Annotated in this window: 21 protein-coding genes, 1 tRNA gene and 1 pseudogene; 16 read left to right on the top strand and 7 right to left on the bottom strand. The window is 72.0% G+C overall.

Features of this window, described 5'->3' with window-relative positions; genetic code table 11:
- Positions 1-208: 208 nt before the first annotated feature.
- On the bottom strand, positions 209-688 hold the full coding sequence (locus ACN261_RS31090) for an Lrp/AsnC family transcriptional regulator (protein WP_145920916.1): 480 nt from the start codon (positions 686-688) through the stop codon (positions 209-211).
- A gap of 118 nt (positions 689-806) precedes the next feature.
- On the opposite strand from ACN261_RS31090, the gene ACN261_RS31085 reads away from it, so the two are divergent.
- Positions 807-2,000 (top strand): trans-sulfuration enzyme family protein, encoded by a 1,194-nt coding sequence (locus ACN261_RS31085; protein WP_425853515.1) that lies wholly within the window; start codon positions 807-809, stop codon positions 1,998-2,000.
- A 131-nt stretch (positions 2,001-2,131) separates the two neighbouring features.
- On the opposite strand, the gene ACN261_RS31080 is transcribed toward ACN261_RS31085, so the two are convergent.
- Positions 2,132-2,785 (bottom strand): transcriptional regulator, encoded by a 654-nt coding sequence (locus tag ACN261_RS31080; RefSeq protein WP_425853514.1) that lies wholly within the window; start codon positions 2,783-2,785, stop codon positions 2,132-2,134.
- 31 nt (positions 2,786-2,816) lie between these two features.
- A tRNA-Leu gene (locus ACN261_RS31075) sits at positions 2,817-2,900 on the bottom strand.
- Between the two features lie 96 nt (positions 2,901-2,996).
- On the opposite strand from ACN261_RS31075, the gene ACN261_RS31070 reads away from it, so the two are divergent.
- The 12 genes from ACN261_RS31070 to ACN261_RS31015 all read left to right on the top strand — a co-directional run bounded on the left by ACN261_RS31070 (position 2,997) and on the right by ACN261_RS31015 (position 16,440).
- On the top strand, positions 2,997-3,620 hold the full coding sequence (locus ACN261_RS31070) for an ANTAR domain-containing response regulator (RefSeq protein ID WP_088643111.1): 624 nt from the start codon (positions 2,997-2,999) through the stop codon (positions 3,618-3,620).
- Between the two features lie 328 nt (positions 3,621-3,948).
- Positions 3,949-5,127 (top strand): hypothetical protein, encoded by a 1,179-nt coding sequence (locus ACN261_RS31065; protein WP_425853513.1) that lies wholly within the window; start codon positions 3,949-3,951, stop codon positions 5,125-5,127.
- A 273-nt stretch (positions 5,128-5,400) separates the two neighbouring features.
- Entirely contained in the window at positions 5,401-6,561 is a 1,161-nt protein-coding gene (locus tag ACN261_RS31060; RefSeq protein WP_421483381.1) for a branched-chain amino acid ABC transporter substrate-binding protein, read from the top strand.
- 102 nt (positions 6,562-6,663) lie between these two features.
- Complete coding sequence (locus ACN261_RS31055; protein ID WP_088643114.1) at positions 6,664-7,614, top strand: branched-chain amino acid ABC transporter permease; 951 nt, start codon at positions 6,664-6,666, stop codon at positions 7,612-7,614.
- Positions 7,611-8,756, top strand: coding sequence for a branched-chain amino acid ABC transporter permease (locus ACN261_RS31050; protein ID WP_421483380.1), 1,146 nt, complete (start codon positions 7,611-7,613; stop codon positions 8,754-8,756). Before ACN261_RS31055 ends, ACN261_RS31050 begins: the two co-directional genes overlap by 4 nt.
- A complete protein-coding gene (locus ACN261_RS31045; RefSeq protein WP_421483379.1) occupies positions 8,749-9,594 on the top strand; it encodes an ABC transporter ATP-binding protein in 846 nt (281 codons plus the stop codon). Before ACN261_RS31050 ends, ACN261_RS31045 begins: the two co-directional genes overlap by 8 nt.
- Positions 9,584-10,294 (top strand): ABC transporter ATP-binding protein, encoded by a 711-nt coding sequence (locus ACN261_RS31040; RefSeq protein ID WP_204926046.1) that lies wholly within the window; start codon positions 9,584-9,586, stop codon positions 10,292-10,294. The genes ACN261_RS31045 and ACN261_RS31040 overlap by 11 nt, the downstream gene beginning before the upstream one ends.
- A 30-nt stretch (positions 10,295-10,324) precedes the next feature.
- Positions 10,325-11,230, top strand: coding sequence for an ABC transporter substrate-binding protein (locus ACN261_RS31035; protein ID WP_421483378.1), 906 nt, complete (start codon positions 10,325-10,327; stop codon positions 11,228-11,230).
- A 6-nt stretch (positions 11,231-11,236) separates the two neighbouring features.
- On the top strand, positions 11,237-12,226 hold the full coding sequence (locus tag ACN261_RS31030; protein WP_425853511.1) for an amino acid ABC transporter permease: 990 nt from the start codon (positions 11,237-11,239) through the stop codon (positions 12,224-12,226).
- A complete protein-coding gene (locus ACN261_RS31025) occupies positions 12,223-13,056 on the top strand; it encodes an amino acid ABC transporter ATP-binding protein (RefSeq protein ID WP_425853510.1) in 834 nt (277 codons plus the stop codon). The genes ACN261_RS31030 and ACN261_RS31025 overlap by 4 nt, the downstream gene beginning before the upstream one ends.
- 72 nt (positions 13,057-13,128) lie before the next feature.
- Positions 13,129-15,837: a DNA polymerase I gene (polA, locus tag ACN261_RS31020; protein WP_421483377.1), complete on the top strand. Its 2,709-nt coding sequence runs from the start codon at positions 13,129-13,131 to the stop codon at positions 15,835-15,837.
- A gap of 42 nt (positions 15,838-15,879) precedes the next feature.
- Positions 15,880-16,440 carry an isochorismatase family protein gene (locus tag ACN261_RS31015; RefSeq protein ID WP_425853509.1) on the top strand — a complete coding sequence of 187 codons (561 nt, stop codon included), beginning with the start codon at positions 15,880-15,882 and terminating at the stop codon, positions 16,438-16,440.
- 130 nt (positions 16,441-16,570) lie between these two features.
- Here ACN261_RS31015 and ACN261_RS31010 read toward each other — a convergent pair.
- The 3 genes and pseudogenes from ACN261_RS31010 to ACN261_RS31000 form a co-directional block, all read right to left on the bottom strand.
- A pseudogene (locus tag ACN261_RS31010) lies at positions 16,571-16,915 on the bottom strand (DUF3140 domain-containing protein); the annotation flags it as partial.
- Entirely contained in the window at positions 16,902-17,120 is a 219-nt protein-coding gene (locus tag ACN261_RS31005) for a DUF2945 domain-containing protein (RefSeq protein WP_421483375.1), read from the bottom strand. The gene ACN261_RS31005 and the pseudogene ACN261_RS31010, both read right to left, overlap by 14 nt.
- Before the next feature lie 224 nt (positions 17,121-17,344).
- A complete protein-coding gene (locus tag ACN261_RS31000; RefSeq protein ID WP_421483374.1) occupies positions 17,345-18,154 on the bottom strand; it encodes a class I SAM-dependent methyltransferase in 810 nt (269 codons plus the stop codon).
- 386 nt (positions 18,155-18,540) lie between these two features.
- On the opposite strand from ACN261_RS31000, the gene rpsA reads away from it, so the two are divergent.
- Entirely contained in the window at positions 18,541-20,040 is a 1,500-nt protein-coding gene (gene rpsA, locus ACN261_RS30995) for a 30S ribosomal protein S1 (RefSeq protein ID WP_421483373.1), read from the top strand.
- A 385-nt stretch (positions 20,041-20,425) separates the two neighbouring features.
- Positions 20,426-21,631, top strand: a complete 1,206-nt coding sequence (gene coaE, locus ACN261_RS30990) for a dephospho-CoA kinase (RefSeq protein ID WP_421483372.1) — start codon at positions 20,426-20,428, stop codon at positions 21,629-21,631.
- A gap of 13 nt (positions 21,632-21,644) precedes the next feature.
- Here the strand turns inward: coaE and ACN261_RS30985 are convergent, their stop codons facing one another.
- Entirely contained in the window at positions 21,645-23,222 is a 1,578-nt protein-coding gene (locus tag ACN261_RS30985) for a hypothetical protein (RefSeq protein WP_425853508.1), read from the bottom strand.
- Between the two features lie 353 nt (positions 23,223-23,575).
- On the opposite strand from ACN261_RS30985, the gene uvrB reads away from it, so the two are divergent.
- Complete coding sequence (gene uvrB, locus ACN261_RS30980; protein WP_421483369.1) at positions 23,576-25,684, top strand: excinuclease ABC subunit UvrB; 2,109 nt, start codon at positions 23,576-23,578, stop codon at positions 25,682-25,684.
- The last annotated feature ends 42 nt before the right edge of the window (positions 25,685-25,726 follow it).

Below are 25,726 nucleotides of genomic sequence, written 5' to 3'. Positions count from 1 at the left end.
AGCCCGGTCCGTGGTCCGGGACCGTGCCCGGCCCGGGCCCGGGGGAGGCGGACATCGCAACATCAGCGATGTCGCGGCATCAGGCGCTGCGGATACCGCTACATCGCTGCCGTCGAGTCGATCTCGGCGGGCGAGCGGGCGAGCGGGTGGGGCGAGCGGGCGGACCGTGGCCGGCCGGCGGGCGGGCGGTGGCCGGCGGGTGACGGGGTCAGCCCCGACCGCGGGCCTGCTCGAAGATCAGGCTGGTCTGGGTGTGCTGCACCGCCGGGTCCACCGCCAACTGGTCCAGGACGAAGTCGCGCAGCGCGTCACCCGACGCCGCCCGGACGTGCAGCACGTAGTCCTCCGCGCCCGCCACGTGGAACACCGACACCACCCCGGGCAGCCGTACCGAACGGGCCCGGAAGGCGTCCACCGCGGCCCGCTCGTGCGCGGTCAGCCGGACCGACACCAGCGCCTGCAACGGCAACCCCACCGCCGCCGGGTCCACCTCGGCGTGGAAGCCCCGGATCGCCCCGCAGTCCCGCAGCGCCCGGGTCCGGGTCAGGCAGGTCGACGGGGCCACCCCCACCCGTTCGGCGAGGGCGTTGTTCGGCAGCCGGCCGTCGGCGGCCAGCTCGGCCAGGATCGCGCGGTCGACGTCGTCCAGGGTGGCGAAGGGTCGTACATCGTTCGGTGCGGAGGGCATCCCCGCATCCTTCCGCGAATCCGAGCACAGGAATAGCTGCCCCGCCAGAATATCGTTCGAAAGTCTTGCCCGCCGTCATGCTGATGTTCGAGGCTTCCGGCATGACGGCGGCTACGGCATGAACCCCATCACCAGCGTCGGGGCGACCCTCGACGACACCTCCCCGGACACCCGGGCCGTGCACGCCGGCCGGGACGATCTCGCTGCCCTCGGGGTGCACGTACCGCCGATCGACCTGTCCACCACCAACCCGCTGCCGTCGGTCGAGGCCGGCGGCGCGGCCTACGAACTGCTCGCCACCGGTGGCACCCTCCCGCCCGGCGACAGCGCCGTCTACCAGCGCCTGTGGAATCCCACCGTGGCCCGCTTCGAGACCGCGCTGGCCACCCTCGAAGGCACCCCGGCGGCGGTCGCCTTCGCCAGCGGCATGGCCGCGCTCACCGCGGCCCTGCTCGCGGCCACCCGGGACGGCCGCCGGCACGTCGTCGCCGTCCGTCCCCTCTACGGGGGCACCGACCACGTGCTCGCCACCGGCCTGCTCGGCACCGAGGTCAGCTGGGCCCGTCCCGACGAGGTCGCCGCCGCCGTACGGGCCGACACCGGCCTGGTCGTCGTGGAGACCCCGGCCAACCCCACCCTCGACCTCGTCGACATCGCCGCCCTGGCCGCAGCCGTGGGCGACGTCCCGCTGCTGGTCGACAACACCGTCGCCACCCCCGTGCTCCAGCAGCCGGCCCGGCACGGCGCCACGCTCGTCCTGCACAGCGCCACCAAGAGCATCGGCGGGCACGGCGACGTGCTCGCCGGGGTGGTGGCCTGCGACGCCGACTGGGCCGCCCGGTTGCGCCAGGTGCGCGCGGTCACCGGCGCGGTGCTGCACCCGCTCGGCGCGTACCTGCTGCACCGGGGCCTGCAGACGTTGCCGCTGCGGGTCCGCGCACAGCAGGCCGGCGCGGAGAAGCTGGCCCTGCGGCTCGCCGGGCACCCGGCCGTCGCGCGGGTCCACCACCCCTCGGTGCACGACCCGGCCGGGCTGGTCGGCCGGCAGCTCGCCGGCACCGGGAGCCTGCTCGCCGTCGAGGTACGCGGTGGCGCACCGGCCGCCGCCCGGGTGGCCGGGGCCTGCCGGCTGATCACCCACGCGGTGTCGCTGGGCGGGGTGGACACCCTGATCCAGCATCCCGCCTCGCTGACCCACCGGCCGGTGGCCGGGGAGGCGAAGCCGGGCGACGGGCTGCTGCGGATCTCGGTCGGCCTGGAGGACCCCGAGGACCTGTGGACCGACCTGGCCCGCGCGCTCGCGGCGGGGTGAGCGTCCGGTGGGGCGGTCGGCCCTGCTGACGGGTCAGTGCTTGGGGCCGACGTGGCCGTCCAGGGTGGCGACCGCCGCCCGCCGCGCCACCGACAGGCAGTTGCGGCGGTTCATCGTCCAGGCGACACCGATCATGTCGAGTGCCCACTGGCAGAGACCCATGATGTGGGTGGACTCGTTGCTGAAGTGGTAGCGCGGGTAGACGTACGGTCGGCCCCCCGCACGGTCACCCGGTTGTCCACCCGGCAGCCGTCGGAGTGGAACAGACCCCGCAGGAAGTCGCCCGGCTGGCGCTGGACGATCTCGCGTTGCCAGTCGGCCAGGCCGATACGGCGTTCGTGCTTGCGGCCCGGCCCGTGCTGGGGAAACAGGCACGGCCAGTGCCGGCCGTAGCTCTGCACGCCGACGCAGCCCTGCTTGCGCACCCGCTGCACCGTCGTGGCGAGCACGGCCCGCATGGCCAGGTCGCACGCGTCGACCAGCCCCGGCCAGGCGGCGGCACAGTAGATCCGCAGCACCGGCACCCGGGCCGTCGTCACCAGGTGGCCGTCGCCGAGGTACAGGCCGAGGAGATAGGCGTACGCCGCCGGGTCGGCCGGACCGTCGAGCCCGTCCCGGCACCGGAAGCACCGCAGCTCGGTGCCCCGCTGCCGCGCCTCGGGACGGTCGTTGCACCAGTGCCAGACGGTGCGGTAGGGAAGGCCGACGGCACCTGCGGCGTCGGCGACCGAACCGCCGGCGCGGTGCACCTGCCGGGCGCGGGCCCGGATCTCTGGTGGATGCACCGGGGCATCATCGAACAGGTGTGTGACAAGGTGCCGGGAGCGGGACTCGAACCCGCACGCCTGTTAAGGCAAATGCTTTTGAGGCATTCATGTCTGCCGATTCCATCATCCCGGCGTCACCCCGAGGGGCGCGTGGCTCACTGTACCCGACTAGGCTCATGCGGGAGCATGGGTGGTAGCCGGTGTGGGATCGATGGTGGGGGTAGGGCTGGTGGCCGAGACGCAGACGGATGCCGAGCGCAGGCGGGTGCTGATCGCCGAGGACGAGGCGCTCATCCGACTGGACCTGGCCGAGATGCTGGTCGAGGAGGGTTACGAGGTCGTCGGCGAGGCCGGTGACGGCGAGACCGCCGTCCGGTTGGCCGAGGAGCTCAAGCCCGACCTCGTCATCCTCGACATCAAGATGCCGATCATGGACGGCCTGGCCGCCGCCGAGCGGATCGCCGGCGCCCGGATCGCCCCCGTGATCATCCTGACCGCGTTCAGCCAGCGTGACCTGGTGGAACGGGCGCGGGCCGCCGGTGCGATGGCCTACCTGGTCAAGCCGTTCCAGAAGAGCGACCTGGTGCCGGCGGTGGAGATCGCGCTGTCCCGCTACTCCGAGATCGCGGCCCTGGAGTCCGAGGTGGCCGGGCTCACCGACCGGCTGGAGATCCGCAAGACCGTCGAACGCGCCAAGGGCGCGCTGATGACGACGTACGGGATGACCGAGCCGCAGGCGTTCAAGTGGATCCAGCGCACCGCGATGGACCACCGGATGACCATGAAGGAGGTCGCCGAGCGGATCCTCGCCGAGACCGCCGGTGGCGAGATCGCCGAGCAGCCCACCTCCTGACCCGTCGGCGTACCGGTCGCCGATCGGTCCGTCTTTCCTCCCCGCCCGGCGGCCCACCCTGTCCGGTCGACGCGGCGGCCCGCTCCGAACCGGCGGACGAATCCGCCCCGACGGTCGTCCGGTTCCGTCCTGACGTCGACCGGTGAAGGCGCGGTCCGGCACACGCCGGTGACCACCGGGAGCAGCAGGGCGCACCACGGCGTACCGGTCGGCCGGTGGCCGCCGCCCCCGATCGCCCGGCTCCCGTCTCCGGACCGGTCGGGCCGGCCGCCGGTCGGGCGGCCCGACCGGCCCCCCACGGCGGGGCTCCGCTGCCTAGCATCGATGCATGCCTGTCCGGCGCGTGCTCGTGGTGTGCGCTCTGTTGGTCCTGGTGGTCGCCGGCTGCGACCGGCCCGGAACCGGAAACGACGAGGCCGGCCCGGGTGGCGGGCGGTCGGCGGCGGTCGAGCCGGCCTGGCGGGAGGCGACCCTGCCCGCACCGCCCGGTCCGGCCGGCCGGCTGGTGCTGCGCGACGCGGTCTCCTGCGCCGGGGTCTGGTTCCTGGTCGGCGGGGTCGTCGACGCCGCCGGTGGGAGCCGCCCGGCGGCCTGGTCCAGCGCGGACGGTGCCACCTGGGTGCCGATGCCGGTCGCGGCCAGCACGTTCTACGGCCGGCAGCACGTGCTCTACGCGGCGGCCTGCGCCGGAGACCGGGTGGCGGCGCTGGGTGCCAAGAACGGTGGGGTGCACGGCAACCCGCGTACCGGGACCTGGGTCCGCGACGGTGCCGGCCCGTTGCGGGAGGTGCCGGCGGCGTTCGAGCTGTTCGGCGGCCCCCGCGCGGTCAGCGTGGCCCGGCTGGCGGCCGGTGCCGGAGGCTGGTTGATCGCGGGTGCCCGGGCCGACGGCGCGGCGGTCTGGACGTCGCCGGACGCGGGCGGGTTCACCCTGGCCGAGGGGTTGCCGGAGCTGGCCGGGGATGCCCGGGGGCGGACGGCGGCGTACGACGCGGTGGCGCTGCCGGCGGGTTGGCTGGTGGTCGGGTCGCTGCTGCCGGCGGCCGGCTCGGCGCTGCGGCCGATGGCCTGGACCTCGGTCGACGGGCGCTCCTTTCGGCGGGCGGAGCTGCCGGTGCAGGGCGGCCGGGGGCGGGCGGAGCGGGTGGTGCTGCGCGACGGCGTGCCGGTGGTGGTGGGGGCGGTTTCCGACGGTTTCGCCGTGTGGCGGGCCGACGACGGGGTGCGGTGGCGGCGGGTCGGCGGGTTCGGGGCGACCGGGCCGGGCGTGCTGTCGGTGGTGGGGCTGACCGTGGTGGGTGGCGCGCTGGTGGCGGTCACCGGTGACGGTGCCGGTCGCGCTACGTGGGTGTCGACCGACGGTGGGGTGTCGTGGCGCTCCGTCCGGGTGCCGCTGACGGTGGTCGATGGCGGTGACACCGCCCTGACGGTGGCCGGCGGCGATGATCGACTGTTGCTGCTGGCCGACGACGGCAGGGCCTCTCATGCCTGGTGGGGGCGGGTTTGAGTGGCTATAGGCGGGGGCGGTGGGCGGTGCCCTCCCGCACCTTCGAATAGAAAGTGAAGATCCCTCAGATCTGACGGTTCTTACAGCGATCGTTTCGAATCCGCCACGGCGTGTAACGGTTCGATCAACCCCGCTTGCTGGGGCTTACGTCGCAGCTTCCCGGTGGGATAACGTCCCGGCCCAGACCGGCGACGACGGTCTGGTTCGTCCGCCCCCGCAAGGGCCAATAGGCAGCGGGTGGTTCGGACCATGCGACGGAGGAGGGTTCCGGCCTTGAGGCAGAAGCTCGCACGCGTGATCGGTGGAGTCGCCATGCTGGCGCTCGTCGCCGGCGGCACCGCTTGCTCCAGCGGCAGCGACGACGAGGCGTCCGGTGGGGACGGCTGCGGTAGCAAGATCGCGTTCTTCGGCGCGCTGACCGGCAGCTCGGCGGCGCTGGGCATCAACGAGAAGAACGGCGTCAAGCTCGCCGTCGAGAAGTACAACAAGGAAAACGCCGACTGCAAGGTCGAGCTGGCCGAGCTGGACTCGCAGGGCAGCCCGGACCAGGCCCCCGGTCTGGCCCAGAAGGCCATCGACGACAGCAAGCTCCTGGGCATCGTCGGCCCGGCCTACTCGGGCGAGTCCGAGGCCGCCGGCCCGCTGTTCAACGAGGCCGGCCTGGTCACCATCACCCCCTCCGCCACCCGCCCCAGCCTCGCCCAGCAGGGCTGGAAGACCTTCTTCCGGGCGGTCGGCAACGACCTGAGCCAGGGCCCGGCGGCCGGCACCTACATCAAGAACGTGATGAAGGCCGACAAGGTCTACGTCATCGACGACCAGTCCGCCTACGGCGCGGGCCTGGCCGACGAGGTCAAGAAGGTCCTCGGCAGCGCGGTCGTCGGCTCGGACAAGGTCCAGGGCGAGGGCAAGCAGACCGAGTTCTCCGGCGTGGTGACCAAGGTCAAGGCCGCCGGCGTCAAGGCCGTCTTCTTCGGTGGCTACTACCAGGAGGCCGGCCTGATCCGCAAGCAGCTCACCGCTGCCGGGGTCACCGCCCCGCTGGTCGTCGGTGACGGCTCCAACGACCCGGCGTACATCACCACCGCCGGTGCCGCCGCCGCCGAGGGCACCATCCTCACCTGCCCGTGCGCGCCGGCCGCCGAGGCCCGTGGCACGTTCGTCGAGGAGTTCAAGGCGCTCAACGGCGCCGACCCGGGCACCTACAGCGACACCGCCTACGACGCCGCGAACATCCTGCTCGCCGGCATCAAGGCCAAGAAGACCACCCGCGCCGACCTGCTGGAGTTCGTGAAGAGCTACAACGGCGAGGGTGTCGCGTCGAACTACAAGTTCGTCGAGGGCGGCGAGCTGGACCCGGCGCAGGTCAAGGTCTGGGCGTTCAAGGTCCAGGGCGGCAAGGTCGTCCCCGACCAGGAGATCCCGAAGGCCTGACCACGGTCGCTGCGAGCGATTGACGACAGATCGCGGGTGCGGCCGGGAGCTCGCTCCCGGCCGCACCACCTGTTTCTCCACACCTGACGGAGCGGCCCTCCCGTGAACTTCGACGGACTGTTCTCCAACTTCGGGGAACTCACCACGACCGGCCTGACACAGGGTGCGATCTACGCCCTGGTCGCGCTCGGCTACACGCTGGTCTACGGCGTACTCAGACTCATCAACTTCGCTCACTCCGAGGTCTTCATCGCCGGCGCGTTCGCCGCCATCTGGACCTGGAACGGCTTCGGCCTCGACCAGGACTCCCAGGTCAGCGGGGTCGGCTCGATCCTGTTCTACCTGCTCGTCGCGATGATCGTCGCGGCCATCGCGTCGGCCGGCACGGCGACCGTGATCGAGCGGGTGGCGTACCGGCCGCTGCGCAAGCGCAACGCGCCGCCCCTGGCCTTCCTGATCACTGCGATCGGCGCGTCGATCGCGATCTCGGAGGCGTTCGGCATCTGGACCCGTCGGCGGCCCGAGGGCGCACCGATCCTGATCAGCCAGAAGCCGCTGTTCCACCTCTTCGGGGTGCCGATCGACGGGGTGCAGTTGCTCACCCTCGGCGCCGCGCTGGTGATGATGGTCGCGCTTGACCAGTTCATCAACCGCAGCCGGGTCGGCCGGGGCATCCGGGCGGTCGCCCAGGACGCCAACACCGCCGCGCTGATGGGCGTGAACAAGGACCGGATCATCCTGATGGTCTTCATCGCCGGTGGCACCATGGCCGGCGTCGCCGGCCTGCTCTACGACGTACGGATCCAGAGCCTGACCTACAGCGTCGGCTTCCTGCTCGGCCTGAAGGCGTTCACCGCCGCGGTGCTCGGCGGTATCGGCAACCTGCGGGGCGCCCTGGTCGGCGGCCTGCTGCTGGGCGTGGTGGAGAACTACGCCTCGGGGCTGTTCGGCAGCGAGTGGAAGGACTTCGCCGCCTTCGCCGTGCTGGTGGTGCTGTTGATGTTCCGGCCGACCGGTCTGCTGGGCGAATCGCTGGGAAGGGCACGGGCATGACGACGACGGTTAATCCGCCGACCCCCGAGCAGCAGCAGGGGATCGGGACACGGCTGCGGCACGGCCGCGAGGCCATCGGGCAGCGGTGGCACGACGCGCCGCGCTGGGTGCGCTGGGCGGCGCTGGCGGCGCTGATCGCGTTCTTCTACGCGCTGCCCAACAAGGAGTTCTACCAGTACCTGGGGCCGATCCCGACCACGGGCTCCAACTTCACCCAGGTGCTCTTCACCGTCTCGATCTACGTGCTGCTCGCCGTCGGGTTGAACATCGTGGTCGGCTTCGCCGGCCTGCTCGACCTCGGCTACTTCGGCTTCTTCGCCGTCGGCGCGTACACCGTGGCGGTGTTGACCTCGCCGAGCAGCGACCTCAAGACGCTCTGGCCGTGGCTGCTGGTGGTGCCGATCGCGATCGCCCTCACCATGGTCTCCGGCATCATGCTCGGCACCCCCACCCTGCGGCTGCGCGGTGACTACCTGGCGCTGGTGACGCTCGGCTTCGCCGAGATGATCCGGATCGCGGCGGTCAGCTCCGAGTTCCTCAAGGGCCAGCGGGGCTTCAACCAGATCCCGCACCCGCCCGGCAAGTACGCCGACGGCAAGCCGTTCTTCGGGGTGCTCGACGCCCGCCCGTACTACTGGCTGGTGCTCACGCTGATCATCCTGGTGGTGATCGGGGTGCGGAACCTGACCCACAGCCGGGTCGGCCGGGCCTGGATCTCGATCCGTGAGGACGAGGACGCCGCCCAGCTGATGGGCGTGCCGACGTTCAAGTTCAAGCTCTGGGCGTTCGCCTCGGGCGCGGCGATCGCCGGCCTGGCCGGTGCGCTCTTCGCCGGCAAGCAGAACTTCGTCAACTCGCAGAACTTCGAGCTGCTTAACTCGATCATCATCCTGGCCGCGGTCATCCTGGGCGGCTCGGGCAACATCGTCGGCGCGATCGTCGGCGGTGGCCTGGTGGCGTACATGATCGAGCGGTTCCGCGGCATCGAGCTGTTCGGCGTGGAGCTGTACGAGTACCGGTTCCTCTTCTTCGGTCTGGTGCTCGTGGTGATGATGATCTTCCGGCCGCAGGGCCTCATCCCGAACCGACGACGGGCGGCGGAGTTCAAGGACCGTCGCAAGGAGGTGATCGTCGGTGAGTGACACCGAACAGACCCCGGCCGTTCCGGCCCAGGCGGGCGCGCCCGCCGTCGAGACCGTCCCCGGGCGGGAACCGCTGCTGGAGGTCGACCACGTCACGCTGCGCTTCGGCGGCGTGGTGGCGCTCAACGACGTCGACTTCACCCTCTACAAGGGGGAGATCCTCGGGCTGATCGGCCCGAACGGCGCCGGCAAGACCACCTGCTTCAACGCGATGACCGGCATCTACCAGCCCAGCGAGGGGCAGATCCGGTTCCGCGGCGAGAAGATCAGCGGCAAGAAGCGGCACCAGATCACCAAGATGGGCATGGCGCGGACGTTCCAGAACATCCGCCTCTTCCCGGAGATGACCGCGCTGGAGAACGTGCAGGTCGGTGCCGACGCGCACCACAAGACCAGTGTGGTCTCGGCGCTGTTCCGGCTGCCCCGGCACTGGCGCGAGGAGCGCGAGGGCCGGGAGAAGGCCGAGCGGCTGCTGGAGTTCGTCGGCATCCGGCCCCGGATGCACGAGTTCGCCCGCAACCTGTCCTACGGCGAGCAGCGTCGGCTGGAGATCGCCCGGGCCCTGGCCACCGACCCGGTGCTGCTCTGCCTGGACGAGCCGGCCGCCGGCTTCAACCCGGCGGAGAAGGAGGAGCTGCTCCAGCTCATCCGGCAGATCCGCGACACCGGCGTGACCGTGCTGCTGATCGAGCACGACATGCGCCTGGTCATGGGCGTCACCGACCGGATCGTGGTGCTGGAGTTCGGGAAGAAGATCGCCGAGGGGCTGCCCGCCGAGGTGCGGGACAACCCGAAGGTGGTCGCGGCGTACCTGGGGGTACCGGACGATGCTGCTTGAGATTGACGACGTCAGCCTGCTGTACGGGCGCATCCAGGCGCTGCACGGGATCAGCCTGACCGTGGGGGAGGGCGAGATCGTCGCCCTGATCGGCGCGAACGGCGCCGGCAAGTCCACCACCATGCGGGCGGTCTCCGGCATCCGGCCGATCGCCTCCGGGGCGATCCGCTTCGAGGGCGAGGACATCTCCAAGCTCCGGGCGGACCTGCGGGTCCGGCGGGGGCTGTGCCAGGCCCCGGAGGGGCGCGGCATCTTCCCCGGCATGACCGTGCTGGAGAACCTCGACATGGGCGCCTACACCCGGCGGGACCGGGCGGGCATCGCCCAGGACCTCAACCGGGTGCTGGAGCTGTTCCCCCGGCTGGCCGAGCGGCGCAAGCAGGCCGGCGGCACCCTCTCCGGCGGCGAGCAGCAGATGCTGGCCGTCGGCCGGGCGCTGATGAGCCGACCCAAGCTGCTGCTGCTCGACGAGCCGTCGATGGGTCTGGCCCCGATGCTGATCCAGCAGATCTTCTCCATCATCACCGAGATCAACGAGCAGGGCACCACGATCCTGCTGGTGGAGCAGAACGCGCAGCAGGCGCTCGCCCGGGCCCACCGGGCGTACGTGCTGGAGACCGGCCGCATCGTCAAGAGCGGCACCGGCGCGGAGCTGCTGCACGACCCGTCGGTCAAAGAGGCCTACCTCGGCGTGGCCTGACCGTCGCCCCCCTCGCAAAGGAGTACTGCCATGTTCCACCTCACCCCTGGTCGGCGGGCGGCGTTCGGCGTCGCCGGCGCGACCGCCCTGCTGCTCTCCCTCGCCGCCTGTGGCGAGGAGGAGAGCACCGAGCAGCCCGGCGGCGGCCCGTCGGTCAGCGCGTCGGCCGACACCTCGCTGGCCGACAAGGTCCCGGCCGCGATCAAGGCCGACGGCAAGATCGTCGTGGGCACCGACTCGACGTACGCCCCGGCGGAGTTCCTCGACGCCGACGGCAAGACGGTGATCGGCTTCGACGTCGAGCTGTTCACCGCCGTGGCGGCCAAGCTCGGCCTCAAGGCGGAGTTCGTCTCCGCGCCGTTCGGCGACATCATCTCCGGCGTGAGCACCGGCAAGTACGAGGTCGGCGTCTCGTCGTTCACCATCAACGACGAGCGCAAGCAGCAGGCCAACATGGTCAGCTACTTCCAGGTCGGCACCCAGTGGGTGACCAAGAAGGGCAACCCGGCCGGCGTCACGATCGACGACGCCTGCGGCAAGAAGATCGCCGTGCAGAAGGACACCGTCCAGGTCGAGGACATCCAGAAGCGCTCCAAGACCTGCACCGAGGCCGGCAAGCCGGCGATCACCGTCGAGCAGTTCCCCGGCCAGGACGCCGCCACCGCCGCGGTGGTCTCCGGCAAGGACGACGCGATGCTCGCCGACTACCCGGTCGGGGTGTTCGCGGTGACCCAGTCCAACGACGCCCTCGAACTGCTCGACAAGCAGTACGAGGCGGCCCCGTACGGCTACGTGGTCGGCAAGGACCAGGCGGCGTTCGCCGAGGCGGTGCGGGACGCGACCAAGGCGCTGATCGCCGACGGGTCGTACAAGTCGGTGCTGGACAAGTGGAAGGTGGCGGACGGCGCGATCACGGACCCCGCGATCAACCCGTAACAGGTCATGGAATCCCACGACACTTCCACCGTACGGGCGCGGCCGGAGCCTCTCCGCGCCGTGCCCGTACGGCACCCGGGGCGCTGGGTCGCGGTCGCCGTGCTGGCCGTGCTGGTCGCCATGTTCGTCCACCTGCTGGTCACCAACGACGCCTTCAACTGGTCGTTCATGGTGGACAAGATGTTCCGTCCGCCGATCATCGAGGGGCTGCTGCGCGGCACGGTGCTGATGACGGTGAGCGCGATGCTCATCGGCGTCACGCTGGGCGTGGTGGTGGCGGTGATGCGGCTGTCGGACAATCCGATCCTGCGCGGGGTCGCCTGGCTCTACACCTGGTTCTTCCGGGCGGTGCCCCGGCTGGTGCTGCTGGCGGTCTTCGGCAACATCGGCATCCTGTGGAGCCGGATCGAGTTCGGGGTGCCGTTCGACACCCAGCTCGGTCAGCTCTTCGGCATCGACAACCTGCAACTGCGGCTGTTCGGCTTCTCCTCCCGGGACATCCTCACCGGCTTCATGGCCGGCCTGCTGGGGTTGGCGCTGTCCGAGGCGGCCTACATGGCCGAGATCGTCCGGGCCGGCATCCAGTCGGTCGACGAGGGGCAGACCGAGGCGGCCCAGGCGTTGGGCATGAGCCGGGGTCAGCTGCTGCGCCGGGTGGTGCTGCCACAGGCGATGCGGGTGATCATCCCGCCGACCGGCAACGAGACCATCGCGATGCTCAAGGACACCTCGCTGCTGCTCTACGTGCCGGTGAGCGTGGAGCTGTTCTTCCAGCTCGACGCGGTCGGCAAGCGGACCTTCCAGATCTTCCCGATGTACGTGGCCGCCTGCCTGTGGTACCTCTTCCTGACCAGCATCCTGCTGGTCGGGCAGTACTTCCTGGAGCGGCACTTCGGCAGGGGCTACGGTCCGGCCGGCCGGGCCCGGCTGCGGTTGCGGGGGATGACGGCGGAGACCGGTGGCGGCGGCAATTCGGGGACGGTGGGTCCGGCATGAGTGAGCTGATTCCCGGCCAGCCGGGCGCGCCGGCCGCCGAGTCACCTGCCGGTGCCCCGGCCGACGGTGCCGGGCTGATGGTGCAGGCCGAGCAGGTGCACAAGTCGTTCGGGTCGCTGGAGGTGCTCAAGGGCATCGACCTTCAGGTGCGGTCGGGCGAGGTGTGCTGCCTGCTGGGGCCGTCGGGCTCCGGCAAGTCGACCTTCCTGCGCTGCATCAACCACCTGGAGAAGATCAACGCCGGGTCGATCCGGGTGGACGGCGAGCTGATCGGCTACCGGGAGCGAGGCGGCCGGCTGCACGAGATGCGGGAGAAGGAGGTGGCCGCGCAGCGTCGTTCGATAGGCATGGTGTTCCAGCGGTTCAACCTCTTCCCGCACATGACGGTGCTGGGCAACGTGACCGAGGCCCCGGTGCTGCTGGGCCGGGAGAAGAAGGCGGCGGCCCGGGAGCGGGCCGCGCAGCTGCTGGAGCGGGTGGGGTTGGGCGACAAGCTCGGCGCGTACCCCGGTCAGCTCTCCGGCGGGCAGCAGCAGCGGGTGGCGATCGCCCGCGCGTTGGCGATGCGGCCGAAGCTGATGCTCTTCGACGAGCCGACCAGCGCGCTCGACCCGGAACTGGTCGGCGAGGTCCTGGACGTGATGAAGGACCTGGCCCGGGACGGGATGACCATGATCGTGGTGACCCACGAGATCGGTTTCGCCCGGGAGGTCGGTGACACGCTGGTCTTCATGGACGGCGGGGTGGTCGTCGAGTCCGGCGACCCGCGCGAGGTGATCGCCAACCCGCGGCACGAGCGGACCAGGACGTTCCTCGCCAAGGTGCTCTGAGTTCCGGGCCACCCCCGGCGTCGGCCGTGCCGCCGCCGGGGGTTGTCGGGGGTACGGACTAGAGTCGCTGCCGTGACAGCTACGACGCCGCGCCTGCTCCTCGTCGACGGACATTCCCTGGCATACCGGGCTTTCTTCGCCCTGCCGGTGGAGAACTTCTCCACCACGACCGGGCAGCCGACCAACGCGGTCTACGGCTTCACCTCGATGCTGATCAACGTGCTCCGCGACGAGCAGCCCACCCACATCGTGGTCGCCTTCGACGTCTCCCGCCGCTCCTTCCGCACCGAGAAGTACGCGGAGTACAAGGCCGGCCGCAGCGAGACCCCGGCCGACTTCAAGGGCCAGGTCAGCCTGGTCAAGGAGGTCCTCGACGCGCTGCGCATCCCGGTCGTCGAGCGGGAGGGCTACGAGGCCGACGACGTCATCGCCACCCTCGCCTGCCAGGCCCGCGACCAGGGCATGCAGGTGCTGATCAGCACCGGCGACCGGGACGCCTTCCAGCTCGTCGGCGACGACGTCACCGTGCTCTACCCCCGCAAGGGCGTCTCCGACCTGGCCCGGATGGACCCGGCGGCGATCGAGGCGAAGTACGGCGTCGGCCCGCAGCGCTACCGCGACCTGGCCGCCCTGGTCGGCGAGACCAGCGACAACCTGCCCGGCATCCCCGGCGTCGGCCCGAAGACGGCCGCCAAGTGGATCAACACCTACGGCGGGGTCGAGGGCGTGATCGCCCACGCCGACGAGATCAAGGGCAAGGCCGGCGACAGCCTGCGCGAGCGGCTCGCCGACGTGATCCGCAACTACGAGATCAACTGCCTGGTCTCCGACCTGGAGCTGCCGGTCCGCCCCGAGGACGCCCGCTGGCAGGGCTGGGACCGCGAGGCCGTGCACCAGGTCTTCGACACCCTCCAGTTCCGCATCCTGCGCGACCGGCTGTATCAATACCTGGAGGCGGTGGAGCCGGAGGCCGAGGCCGGCTTCGACCTGGCCGGCGAACGGCTCACCACGGCCGGCGCGCTCGTCGACTGGCTGGCCGCGCACGTCTCCGCCGGCACCCAGGTCGGCGTCGCGGTGAAGACCCCGGCCAAGCCGAAGGACCCCCGCGAGCGCTACGAGCCGCAGCTTGAAGCGCTGGCCCTCGCGCTGGCCAGCGGCCCGGCCGCCTGGCTCGACCCGGCGACGCTGGCCGAGGCCGACGAACGCGCCCTGGCCGACTGGCTGGCCGACCCCGCGCAGCCCAAGGTGCTGCACGACAGCAAGCACGCCCGGCTGGCGTTCGCCGCGCGGGGCTGGTCCCTGGCCGGTGTCGCCCGGGACACCGAGCTGGCCGCCTACCTGGCCCGTCCCGACCAGCGCTCCTACGACCTGACCGACCTGGCGCTGCGCTACCTGCACCGCGAGCTGCGGGTCGACGCGCCGGAGACCGGTCAGCTCACCTTCGACGGGCTCGGTGACGACGGCGAGGCCGAGCAGAACCTGATGCTCCAGGCGCGGGCCACCCTGGACCTGGCCGACGCGATCGACGCCGAGCTGTCCCGCGACGGTGAGCAGTCCGCCCGGCTGATGGCCGAGGTGGAGCTGCCCCTGTCCGAGGTGCTGGCCGGGATGCAGCGCGTCGGCATCGGCGCCGACCTGGACTACCTCCACGAGTTGGAGGCGCACTTCGCGGGCGAGGTGAAGTCCGCCGCCCAGGGCGCGTACGCCGCCGTGGGGCGGGAGTTCAACCTCGGCTCGCCCAAGCAGCTCCAGGAGCTGCTCTTCGGGGAGCTGGGGTTGCCCAAGACCAAGAAGATCAAGACCGGCTACACCACCGACGCCGACGCGCTCCAGTGGCTCTACGCCCAGAACCCGCACCCGGTGCTGGAGCACCTGCTGCGCCACCGGGACGTGGCGAAGCTCAAGACCACCGTCGACGGCCTGCTCAAGTCGGTCGCCGACGACGGGCGCATCCACACCACGTTCAAGCAGACAGTGGCGGCCACCGGTCGGCTCTCCTCCACCGACCCCAACCTCCAGAACATCCCGATCCGCACCGAGGAGGGCCGGCGCATCCGCCGGGCGTTCGTGGTGGGCGACGGCTACCAGACCCTGCTCACCGCCGACTACAGCCAGATCGAGATGCGGATCATGGCGCACCTGTCGTTGGACGAGGCGCTGATCGAGGCGTTCAACTCCGGCCACGACTTCCACGCCGCGACCGCCTCGTCGGTCTTCACGGTCCCGGTCGGCGAGGTCACCGCCGACCAGCGTCGCAAGATCAAGGCGATGAACTACGGCCTCGCCTACGGCCTGAGCGCCTTCGGCCTGTCCCAGCAGCTCGGCATCACCGCCGACGAGGCCCGGGGGCTGATGGACAACTACTTCGCCGGCTTCGGCGGGGTGCGCGACTACCTGCACGAGGTGGTGGCCCGCGCCCGCCAGGACGGCTACACCTCCACCGTCCTGGGTCGCCGCCGCTACCTGCCCGACCTGGTCAGCGACAACCGGCAGCGCCGGGACATGGCCGAGCGGATGGCGCTCAACGCCCCCATCCAGGGCTCGGCCGCCGACATCATCAAGGTCGCCATGCTGCGCGTCGACACCGCGCTGCGCGACGCCGGGCTGCGGTCCCGAATGCTGCTCCAGGTGCACGACGAGCTGGTCTTCGAGGTCGCCCCCGACGAGCGGGAGGCGTTGGAGACGCTGGTCCGGCAGGAGATGGGGGCGGCCTACCCGCTGTCGGTGCCGCTGGAGGTCTCCGTCGGCGCGGGCCGGGACTGGAACAGCGCCGACCACTAGCCAGCCCTCGCACGCCACGCACCGGCCCGACCAGGGGGAGACATGAGCACACTCGCCGACCGCCCGCACACCGCACTGCTCGTCGTCGACGTGCAGAACGGGGTCGTCGCCGGGGCGTACCGGCGTGACGACGTGGTCGCCAACGTGGCCGCCCTGGTGCGGCGGGCCCGCCAGGAGGGGGTGCCCGTCGTCTGGGTGCAACACTCCGACGCCCGCCTCGTCCCCGGCGGGGACGACTGGCGGATCGTCCCCGAGCTGGTCCCGGCCGACGCCGAACCGCTTGTCGAGAAGCTCTACGGCGACTCCTTCGAGGACACCGCGCTGGAGTCGGTGCTGGCCGGGCTGCGCGTCGGGCGGCTCCTGGTGGTCGGTGCGCAGACCGACGCCTGCGTCCGGTCGACCCTGCACGGCGCGTTCGTGCGGGGGTACGACACCACGCTGGTCGCCGACGCCCACACCACCCAGGACCGCACGCGGTGGGGCGCGCCGCCGCCCGAGCAGGTCGTCACGCACACCAACCTCTACTGGACGCACCAGCAGGCCCCGGGGCGCACGGCGGGCACGGTCGCGACGAAGGACGTCGACTTCGCCACGACGGCCTGACCCCACCCTGTGCCGTCGCGGCGGGCCCGCCGGGCCCGGCCGCGGCATCTGGCCCGGCCGGTACCTGGCCCGGCCGGTACCTGGCCCGGAGGTAGGCCCGGCGCGCTCAGTGCCGGGCCTGCGGCGGTCAGCGCAGCGGGTCGTGGCCCCAGTTCATCAGCGACCACCGCCACTTCGTGTCCCGCACGTCGCCGGCCGGTCGCTGCGCCAGGTGCCGGTGCACGTAGCCGATCACCGTGCGCATGTGCCGGTAGTCGGCGGCGGACAGCTCGGCCCGCTTGCGACGCAGCAGGTCGACGATCCGCCGGCCCGACGAGTGTCCCACCGACTCGCCGCCGCCGGCCCGGCCGCCCTTGTGCCAGCCGACCTGTTTGGACTCCGGCGTCTGCAACCAGGACGCCAGCTCACCCGGTTTCATGTTCACCGCCTCGGTGAACTCCCGGTAGGTCTGCTGCGGGTCGTCAGCTCGGCTCACGACGCAACGCCTCCGGCCGGTGGGCGACGTCGCGTCCCGAGTCGTCGTTGCGGATGCGGTACCGCGGGTCGTCAGGCGCGGCGTTCACCGTGCGCCCCCGGACGTGCGTGCGTTCGGTCAGCTCCTCCTGCACCACACCGTGGGCGCGACCGCTGTGGCTGGCCCAGGAGACGTAGTCACCCTGCTGGAACCGGTGCTCGGCCATGGCCGGCGGGTACCCGACGGCACCGCCCCGAAACAACGCGCCCGGCCGGCCGGCGATGCCGGCGGGCCGCGTGCGGGGCCGGTCCGGTGCCGCCGGCCCAGCCGGCGGGTCCGGTGGTGGCCGGTCCGGTGCCGACGGAACGGTCGGCGGCGGGTGCCGGCCCGGTCCGTGCCCACCGGTCCGTGCCCACCGGTCCGGTGCCGGTCGGTCCGGTGCCGGACCGGTCAGGTGGTGGCCGGTTTCTCGGTGACGAAGATGGCGGTGCCGGGGAAGAGCCGCCCGCGCAGCGGGCTCCACTGCCCCCAGGTCTCCCGGTGGCCGGTCGGCCACTCCGGCTCCACCAGGTCGAGCAGGCGGAAGCCGGCACCGACCAGTTCGCGGATCCGGTCGCCGAGGGTCCGGTGCTGCTCCACGTAGCTGGCCACCCCCCGCTCGTCCTGCTCGACGTAGGGGGAGCGGTCGAAGTACGAGTGCACGGCGGTCAGCCCGCCCTCGCCGGGGTCGTCGAGGAAGACCCAGCGCATCGGGTGGGTCACCGAGAAGACCCAGCGCCCGCCGGGGCGCAGCACCCGGTGCACCTCGGCCATCAGCGCGGCCGAGTCGGCGACGAACGGGATCGCCCCGAACGCGGTGCAGGCGATGTCGAACGAGGCCCCGGCGAACGGCAGGGCCAGTGCGTCGGCCTGCACCAGCGGTACGCGTACCCCGCTGGTGCCGGCGGCACGGGCGGCGTGCCGCAGCATGCCGGCGGAGAGGTCGAAGGCGACCGGCTCCGCCCCCTGGGTGGCCAGCCACCTGGCGCAGGACGCCGCGCCGCAGCCGACCTCCAGCACCCGCCGCCCGGCCAGCTCGCCGAGCAGCCGCGCCTCGGATTCGCGCAACCCCTCCGGGCACCAGCGGAAATCCACCTCGCCCAGGAACGCGCCGTGCTCCGCCTGGTAGTCGTCGGCATCGGCGTCCCACCAGCCACGGTTGGCCCGTCGTGTCTCGGTGTCGCCCACCCGGCGTCGGAGCACCCGCTCGTCGTCGTCCACCCGTTCACGCTAGGCCCTGCGGTGGTGCCGTCCGCCGGACCCCGGCGTGCGCGGCGCGGCGGACGGCCGTACGCTGTCGGTCCCGTGGGGTGGATGTGACGGATGAGACAGCGGAGGTGCTTTCCCACCGAAATCTCCGCTTTCGCAGCAGACGAGGTCGTGAGGACCCGGGAGGGCTTGCACGCTGTGGTAATGCAGCGGGTAGGCTAGACGATGCGCTCGTGGATCGTGTACCTCGGCAGGGAGCAGGTGCGCGGTCACCGGAGCACCGATGATCCTCTTCTGGCGATCGTCAGGTGGGGACGGTGGCGGATCCGCTGGCGCGAACGGGTCACTGCGACACCACGCCTGCTGTGACAACCCATCCGACCGGAGCAACCGCCCACATGACGAGCAGCATCGAGGCCCCCTCGAGCGCCACCCGGGTCACCCACGACGATCTCGGTTCCGAGGAGGCTTTCCTCGCCGCGATCGACGAGACCATCAAGTACTTCAACGACGGCGACATTGTCGAAGGCACCGTCGTCAAGGTCGATCGGGACGAGGTCCTGCTCGACATCGGCTACAAGACCGAGGGTGTCATCCCCTCGCGGGAGTTGTCGATCAAGCACGACGTGGACCCCGCCGAGGTCGTCTCGGTCGGTGACCACATCGAGGCCCTGGTCCTCCAGAAGGAGGACAAGGAGGGTCGGCTGATCCTCTCCAAGAAGCGGGCGCAGTACGAGCGGGCCTGGGGCACGATCGAGAAGATCAAGGACGAGGACGGCGTCGTCCGCGGCTCGGTCATCGAGGTCGTCAAGGGTGGTCTCATCCTCGACATCGGCCTGCGCGGCTTCCTGCCCGCGTCGCTGGTCGAGATGCGGCGGGTGCGTGACCTGCAGCCGTACGTCGGCCGTGAGCTCGAAGCCAAGATCATCGAGCTGGACAAGAACCGCAACAACGTGGTCCTGTCCCGCCGGGCCTGGCTGGAGCAGACGCAGTCCGAGGTGCGCACCGAGTTCCTCAACAAGCTCCAGAAGGGGCAGGTCCGCAAGGGCGTCGTCTCCTCGATCGTCAACTTCGGCGCGTTCGTCGACCTGGGCGGCGTGGACGGCCTGGTGCACGTCTCCGAGCTGTCCTGGAAGCACATCGACCACCCGTCCGAGGTCGTCGAGGTGGGCCAGGAGGTCGAGGTCGAGGTCCTGGACGTCGACCTGGACCGCGAGCGGGTCTCGCTGTCGCTGAAGGCGACCCAGGAGGACCCGTGGCGGCAGTTCGCCCGCACCCACGCGATCCAGCAGATCGTGCCGGGTAAGGTCACCAAGCTGGTGCCGTTCGGCGCGTTCGTCCGGGTCGACGACGGCATCGAGGGCCTGGTCCACATCTCCGAGCTGGCCGAGCGCCACGTGGAGATCCCGGAGCAGGTCGTCCAGGTCGGCTCCGAGGTCATGGTCAAGGTCATCGACATCGACCTGGAGCGTCGCCGGATCTCGCTGTCGCTCAAGCAGGCCAACGAGGGCTTCGTCGAGGGCGAGGAGCACTTCGACCCGACCCTCTACGGTATGGCCGCGACGTACGACAACGAGGGCAACTACATCTACCCGGAGGGCTTCGACCCGGAGACGGGCGAGTGGCTCGAGGGGTACGACAAGCAGCGCGAGACCTGGGAGAACCAGTACGCCGAGGCGCGCCAGCGTTGGGAGGCCCACACCAAGCAGGTGCAGACCTCCCGCGCCGCCGACGCCGAGGCCGCTGCCAACCCGGCTCCGCCCGTGGCCGCCGGTGGTGGCACCACCACCTCGACCAGCTCGTCGGCCCCGAGCCGGCAGGCCGAGGAGCCGGCCGGCACCCTGGCCACCGACGAGGCGCTCGCCGCGCTGCGGGAGAAGCTCGCCGGCGGCAAGTGAGCCGGAGGCCGGCTCCCACCGGGTACGACGTCTGACGTCGTACCCGGGCCCGGGTAGCCGCTGACACACCGCAGCCCCGCCCCCGATCCGTCACACGGACCGGGGGCGGGGCTCTGTGCTGTCCGGGTGCGTCCGCTCCCGTCCCGCGACGGGGATGATCGACTCAGGGGTGGCGATGTTGCGGTCTCACCCGTGCCGGATACCGCTACCTCGCCGACCGTGCGAGACGACCCGTGCGAGACGACCCGGGCGAGACGACCCGGGCGGGGCGGCCCCGGGCGCGCCGGGCCGGATGAGGTGGGCCGGGCGCGCCGAGCCGGTTCGGCGTGGTGGTGTCGGGTGGGGCGGTGTGGTGGGGTGGGCGGCGATCCGGTTGACTGGGTCGGTGCTGAGGGTGGGGTTGACCGGTGGCATCGGGTCCGGCAAGAGCGCCGTGGCGGCCCGACTGGCCGAACGGGGCGCGGTGATCGTCGACTCCGACCGGATAGCCCGGGAGGTGGTGGCACCGGGCACCGAGGGGCTGGCCGCGATCGTCGCCGCCTTCTCCGAGCGGGTGCTGACCGCCGACGGGGCACTGGACCGGGCGGCGCTGGGTGCGCTGGTCTTCGCCGACGCGACCGCCCGTCGCCGGCTTGAGGAGATCACCCACCCCCGGGTACGCGCCCGGTCCGCCGAGCTGTTCGCCGCGGCACCCGCCGACGCGGTGGTGGTCAACGACGTACCGCTGCTGGTGGAGGTGGGGCTCGCGCCGACGTACCACCTGGTGGTGGTGGTGCGGACGGCCCCGGACATCCGGCTGGAGCGGTTGACGCGGACCCGGGGGATGAGCCGTGCGGAGGCCGAGCGGCGGATCGCCGCGCAGGCCGACGACGCCCGTCGTGGCGCGGCGGCCGACGTGGTGCTCGACAACGACGGCGGCCTCGACGAACTGCACGCCGCCGTGGACGCCCTCTGGTCGACACGCCTGGTGCCCTACGAGCGCAACGTGCGGGAACGGCGGGTGGCCCCGGGTGGGCCGGTGGTGCCGACCACGCCGGACCCGACCTGGTCGCAGCAGTACGCCCGGCTCGCCGCCCGGATCCGGCACGCGCTGGCCCCCGACGACCTGCGGATCGACCATGTCGGTCCCACCGCTGTCCCCGGGCTGGCCGGACCGGATGTCATCGACGTGCAGGTGACCGTGCCGTCGATGGCCGAGGCGGACGGTCCGGTGGCGCGTCGGCTCGCCGATGCCGGCTTCCCGAGGGTGCCCGGCGTACGGGGGGACCGCCCCCGTTGGCTGGGTCGCGACGCCGTGCCGGGCGGGGGCGGTGACGAGGGCTGGGAGCAGCGGTTGCACGGCGGTGCCGACCCGGGCCGGCCGGTCGCCGTGCACCTGCGGGTGGCGGGCTCGGCCGGCTGGCGGCACGCCCTGCTGACGCGTGACCACCTGCGTGCCGATCCCGATCGACGGGCGGCGTACCCGGCGGTGCGGTGGGAGCCGACGGCGGCACCGGACGGCGGAGGGCCCGGCACCGCCGACGACCCGTGGTTCGCCGAGGAGCACCTGCGGGCGCGGGACTGGGCGGCGCGGACCGGCTGGCGGCCCTGACCGTCCCGCCGGGTCAACCGTGCCGCGTGGGCGGGGACGGTTTCCGGTGCGCGGGGACGATCCCCGCCGGCAGCGGGCCGGGGGTCAGCTCCAGTTGCGCCCACAGCCCGCCGGTGGTGCGCAGCTCCAACCGGTGCAGGAAGCCGGAACCGTCCAGCCAGTACCGCAGTCGCTGGCCCTGGCGGCGTACCTCGAACACCTCCACCGGGCGACCGGCCCGTCGGTCGCTGCGGACGTGGACCGTGGTGGTGGCGTCGGGGGCGGGTCCGGCGGCCCGCACCGCCGCGTCGAGCAGCGCGTCCAACTCGTCCACCGGCTGCCCCGCGAGCCGCCAGCCGGCCCCCGTCGGCAGCGGCAGCGGTGGCGTCGCCGACGGGCCGGTGGCCGCGGTGTGCGGTTCGACCGGTACGTCCGCCCGGGCGAAGCCGGCCCGGTCCCGACGCCGCAGCGTCCGGCGGCCGAGGGTGTCCAGTTCGGCGACGGACAGGTAGGCGACGCCGGCCGACCAACTCAACCAGCCGCCGCCGCGCAGGTTGGCGGCGCTGCCGAGGGGTGCGGTCACGGTGACGGCCGCGCTCCCGGTCCCGGCGCGCAGCCGGGTGGCGAGCCGGCCCAGCCGGGCGGTCTCCTCGTCGGTGGCGGCGCGGGGCAGTCCGGGCCGGCCGCCGAGCGCGTCGACGGGCCAGGGTGTCGGCCGGTCGACCCGGTCCAGGTCCACCGTGATCGGGGTGCCGTCGGCGAGGCGACCCGCCCAGCGGCGCAGCCGCGCGTCGTGGTCCACCCACCAGCGCGGGGCGTCGTCGTCGGCCGGCCGCCCGTCCGGCGCGGCGGCGGATGTGGTGGTGACGGGTGTAGTGGTGGGTGCGGCGGCGACGGACGACGTGACAGCGGGTGCGGCGGTGGTGGGTGTCGGGGGCGGCCACGGCGCCCCCTGGAGGATGTCGACCGGGTCGCCGCCGAGGGTCTCCCGGCCGAGCCACCGGCCGCCACCGGCACGCAGCGGTGCGGCGGGTGCGGGCCGGTCCGCGGCGAGCGCGAAGAGTACGGTGAGCGCCCCGGCCAGCCCCCGCCCGGGTGGCGGGTTCCGCAGCCGCCAGCGGTCACCGGGCGGCACCAGGGGTGGCCGGGCGGGCGTCACGATCGCGGCGGGGTCGGGGCGCTGCACCACCGCCGACGGGGTGGCCTGCACCAGGCCCCGGTCCTGCCCGGCCCCCGGGCCGCCGACGTCGAGGTAGGCCAGCGGGCGGGACCAGTCGACCCAGCCGACCAGGTCGGTACGACCGGCCCCGGTGCCGACGGCCACCCGTACCCCGGCCCGGACGTCCCGGTAGGTGCCGACCCGGACGGCGGCGAGCCGCTCGGCCTCCTCGTCGGTGAGCGCCCGCGTCGTGGCGGTCGGGGCCTGTGTGCCGGCGAGCAGGCCGGCCACGAGGGTGGCGGCGGCGGTGACGGCGACCACGACCAGGGCGACCAGGGTGATCCGCCGCCGGCCCGACGGGCCCTGGGCCGCGGCGTGGCGGTGGTGGCCGGCGCGGCGGCGGCCCGGACCGGCTCCCGGTGGGCGTGGTGGCTGGTCGGGCGAGGTGTCCACGTGTGGTTGAACGGGCCGGCGGGGGCGGAGTGACGCCGCCGGGGGCGGGCGGGGTGCCGGTGAACGTCGGCGGTGGGAGACGGGTGCAGGGGCGCTCGCGGCGGCCGGTCTGCGCCAGGGGCGCGACCACGCGGGATGCGCACGCCGGTGATGTCCGGGTGCTGCGACCCCAGGTGCCGGGCGGTGGGAGCCTGTCGAGGGCCCGGCCACCGCCGCGGTCGGCCGCCGCGAGCGGCCTACGGTGTCCAGGCTAGCCGGCTGCGATGTGGGCCACAATGGCAATATCGAAGCTGATCACCGGGCTGTCCGGCGATCGCGGGGAAGTGTCGGACCCGCGGCGTACCGTGGGGACCATGGCGCTCGACATTCCCCGGCTCGATGGTCGCTTCCAGGTCGTCAGTGAGTTCCAGCCGGCCGGCGACCAACCGGCCGCCATCGATGATCTTGAGCGTCGGGTCCGGCGCGGGGATCGTAACACCGTGCTGCTCGGCGCCACCGGCACCGGCAAGAGCGCCACCACGGCGTGGCTGGTCGAGCGGCTGCAACGGCCGACCCTGGTGCTCGCCCCCAACAAGACCCTCGCCGCCCAGCTCGCCAAGGAGTTCAGCGAGCTGCTGCCACACAACTCGGTCGAATACTTCGTCTCCTACTACGACTACTACCAGCCCGAGGCGTACATCCCGCAGACCGACACCTACATCGAGAAGGACTCCTCGATCAACGAGGAGGTCGAGCGGCTGCGGCACAAGGCGACCATGTCGCTGCTCACCCGGCGGGACACGATCGTGGTGGCGACCGTCTCGGCCATCTACGGCCTGGGCACCCCGGAGGAGTACCTCGACCGGGCCGTGCGGGTCGTCGTCGGGCAGGAACTCGACCGCGACCAGTTGCTGCGCCGTCTGGTCGACATCCAGTACACCCGCAACGACATGGCCTTCCAGCGGGGCACGTTCCGGGTCCGGGGCGACACGCTGGAGATCATCCCGGCGTACGAGGAGTTGGCCGTCCGGATCGAGCTGTTCGGTGACGAGGTGGAGAAGCTCTACTACCTCAACCCGCTCACCGGCGACGTGGTCAGGGAGGTCGACAATCTGTTGATCTTCCCGGCCACCCACTACGCGGCCGGCCCGCAGCGGATGGAGCGGGCCACCCGGGACATCGAGGCCGAGCTGGGGGAGCGGCTGGCCGAGCTGGAACGGCAGGGCAAGCTGCTGGAGGCGCAGCGGCTGCGGATGCGCACCACCTACGACCTGGAGATGATGCGGCAGGTCGGCTTCTGCTCCGGCATCGAGAACTACTCGATGCACATCGACGGCCGGCTGCCCGGCAGCCCGCCGCACTGCCTGCTCGACTACTTCCCCGACGACTTCCTCACCGTGGTCGACGAGTCGCACGTCACCATCCCGCAGATCGGCGGCATGTTCGAGGGCGACGCCTCGCGCAAGCGGATGCTCATCGACCACGGGTTCCGGCTGCCCAGCGCCGCCGACAACCGGCCGCTGCGCTTCGACGAGTTCCTGGAGCGGGTCGGCCAGATGGTCTTCCTCTCCGCCACCCCCGGCCCGTGGGAGCTGGAGCAGGCCCAGGGCGAGTTCGTCGAGCAGGTCATCCGCCCCACCGGTCTGATCGACCCGGAGGTCGTGATCAAACCGACCAAGGGGCAGATCGACGACCTGATGCACGAGATCAAGCTGCGCACCGAGCGCGACGAGCGGGTGCTGGTCACCACGCTGACCAAGAAGATGGCCGAGGACCTGTCCGACTACCTGCTGGAGAACGGCATCCGGGTGCGTTACCTGCACTCCGAGGTCGACACCCTGCGCCGGGTGGAGCTGCTGCGCGAGCTGCGCAAGGGCGACTACGACGTGCTGGTCGGCATCAACCTGCTGCGGGAGGGTCTCGACCTGCCCGAGGTCTCCCTGGTGGCGATCCTCGACGCCGACAAGGAGGGCTTCCTGCGCAGCGGCCGGTCGCTGATCCAGACCATCGGCCGGGCCGCCCGTAACGTCTCGGGTCAGGTCCACATGTACGCCGACAAGATCACCCCCTCGATGGCGTCGGCGATCGACGAGACCAACCGTCGCCGGGCCAAGCAGATCGCGCACAACGAGGCGCACGGGATCAGCCCCGAGCCGCTGCGCAAGAAGATCCACGACATCCTCGACGACATCTACCGGGAGGCGGAGGACACCGAGAGCGCCCGGGTCGGCGGGGCCGCCCGGCAGCTGTCCCGGGGTAAGGCGCCGGTCAAGGAGACCCGCAGTCGCGGTCGGGCCACCGCCGGCACGCCCTCCCGGGAGGGGATGGCCCGCGCCGACCTGGCACAGCTCATCCAGGAGCTCAACGACCAGATGCTCGCCGCCGCCCGGGAGTTGCAGTTCGAGCTGGCCGCGCGGATCCGCGACGAGGTGGCCGACCTCAAGAAGGAACTGCGGGGGATGGACGCCGCCGGGGTGAAGTGACGGGCGGGCCGGTGCTGGACGAGGTGCGTGTCGGTCTGCCGG

The sequence above is a fragment of the Micromonospora sp. WMMD723 genome (assembly GCF_049863385.1).
In the GTDB taxonomy this organism is placed as follows: Bacteria; Actinomycetota; Actinomycetes; order Mycobacteriales; family Micromonosporaceae; genus Micromonospora; species Micromonospora wenchangensis.
Note: the sequence above shows the minus strand (reverse complement) of the source record. Positions and strands in the feature narration are given on the sequence as shown.

Excerpts from the sequence above, each read along its gene's own strand:
- ACN261_RS31090 (WP_145920916.1), bottom strand. The coding sequence starts at position 688 with ATGCCCTCCGCACCGAACGATGTACGACCCTTCGCCACCCTGGACGAC.
- ACN261_RS31085 (WP_425853515.1), top strand. The coding sequence starts at position 807 with ATGAACCCCATCACCAGCGTCGGGGCGACCCTCGACGACACCTCCCCG.
- ACN261_RS31065 (WP_425853513.1), top strand. The coding sequence starts at position 3,949 with ATGCCTGTCCGGCGCGTGCTCGTGGTGTGCGCTCTGTTGGTCCTGGTG.
- ACN261_RS31050 (WP_421483380.1), top strand. The coding sequence starts at position 7,611 with ATGACGACGACGGTTAATCCGCCGACCCCCGAGCAGCAGCAGGGGATC.
- ACN261_RS31040 (WP_204926046.1), top strand. The coding sequence starts at position 9,584 with ATGCTGCTTGAGATTGACGACGTCAGCCTGCTGTACGGGCGCATCCAG.
- ACN261_RS31035 (WP_421483378.1), top strand. The coding sequence starts at position 10,325 with ATGTTCCACCTCACCCCTGGTCGGCGGGCGGCGTTCGGCGTCGCCGGC.
- ACN261_RS31030 (WP_425853511.1), top strand. The coding sequence starts at position 11,237 with ATGGAATCCCACGACACTTCCACCGTACGGGCGCGGCCGGAGCCTCTC.
- ACN261_RS31025 (WP_425853510.1), top strand. The coding sequence starts at position 12,223 with ATGAGTGAGCTGATTCCCGGCCAGCCGGGCGCGCCGGCCGCCGAGTCA.
- ACN261_RS31015 (WP_425853509.1), top strand. The coding sequence starts at position 15,880 with ATGAGCACACTCGCCGACCGCCCGCACACCGCACTGCTCGTCGTCGAC.
- ACN261_RS31005 (WP_421483375.1), bottom strand. The coding sequence starts at position 17,120 with ATGGCCGAGCACCGGTTCCAGCAGGGTGACTACGTCTCCTGGGCCAGC.
- rpsA (WP_421483373.1), top strand. The coding sequence starts at position 18,541 with ATGACGAGCAGCATCGAGGCCCCCTCGAGCGCCACCCGGGTCACCCAC.
- uvrB (WP_421483369.1), top strand. The coding sequence starts at position 23,576 with ATGGCGCTCGACATTCCCCGGCTCGATGGTCGCTTCCAGGTCGTCAGT.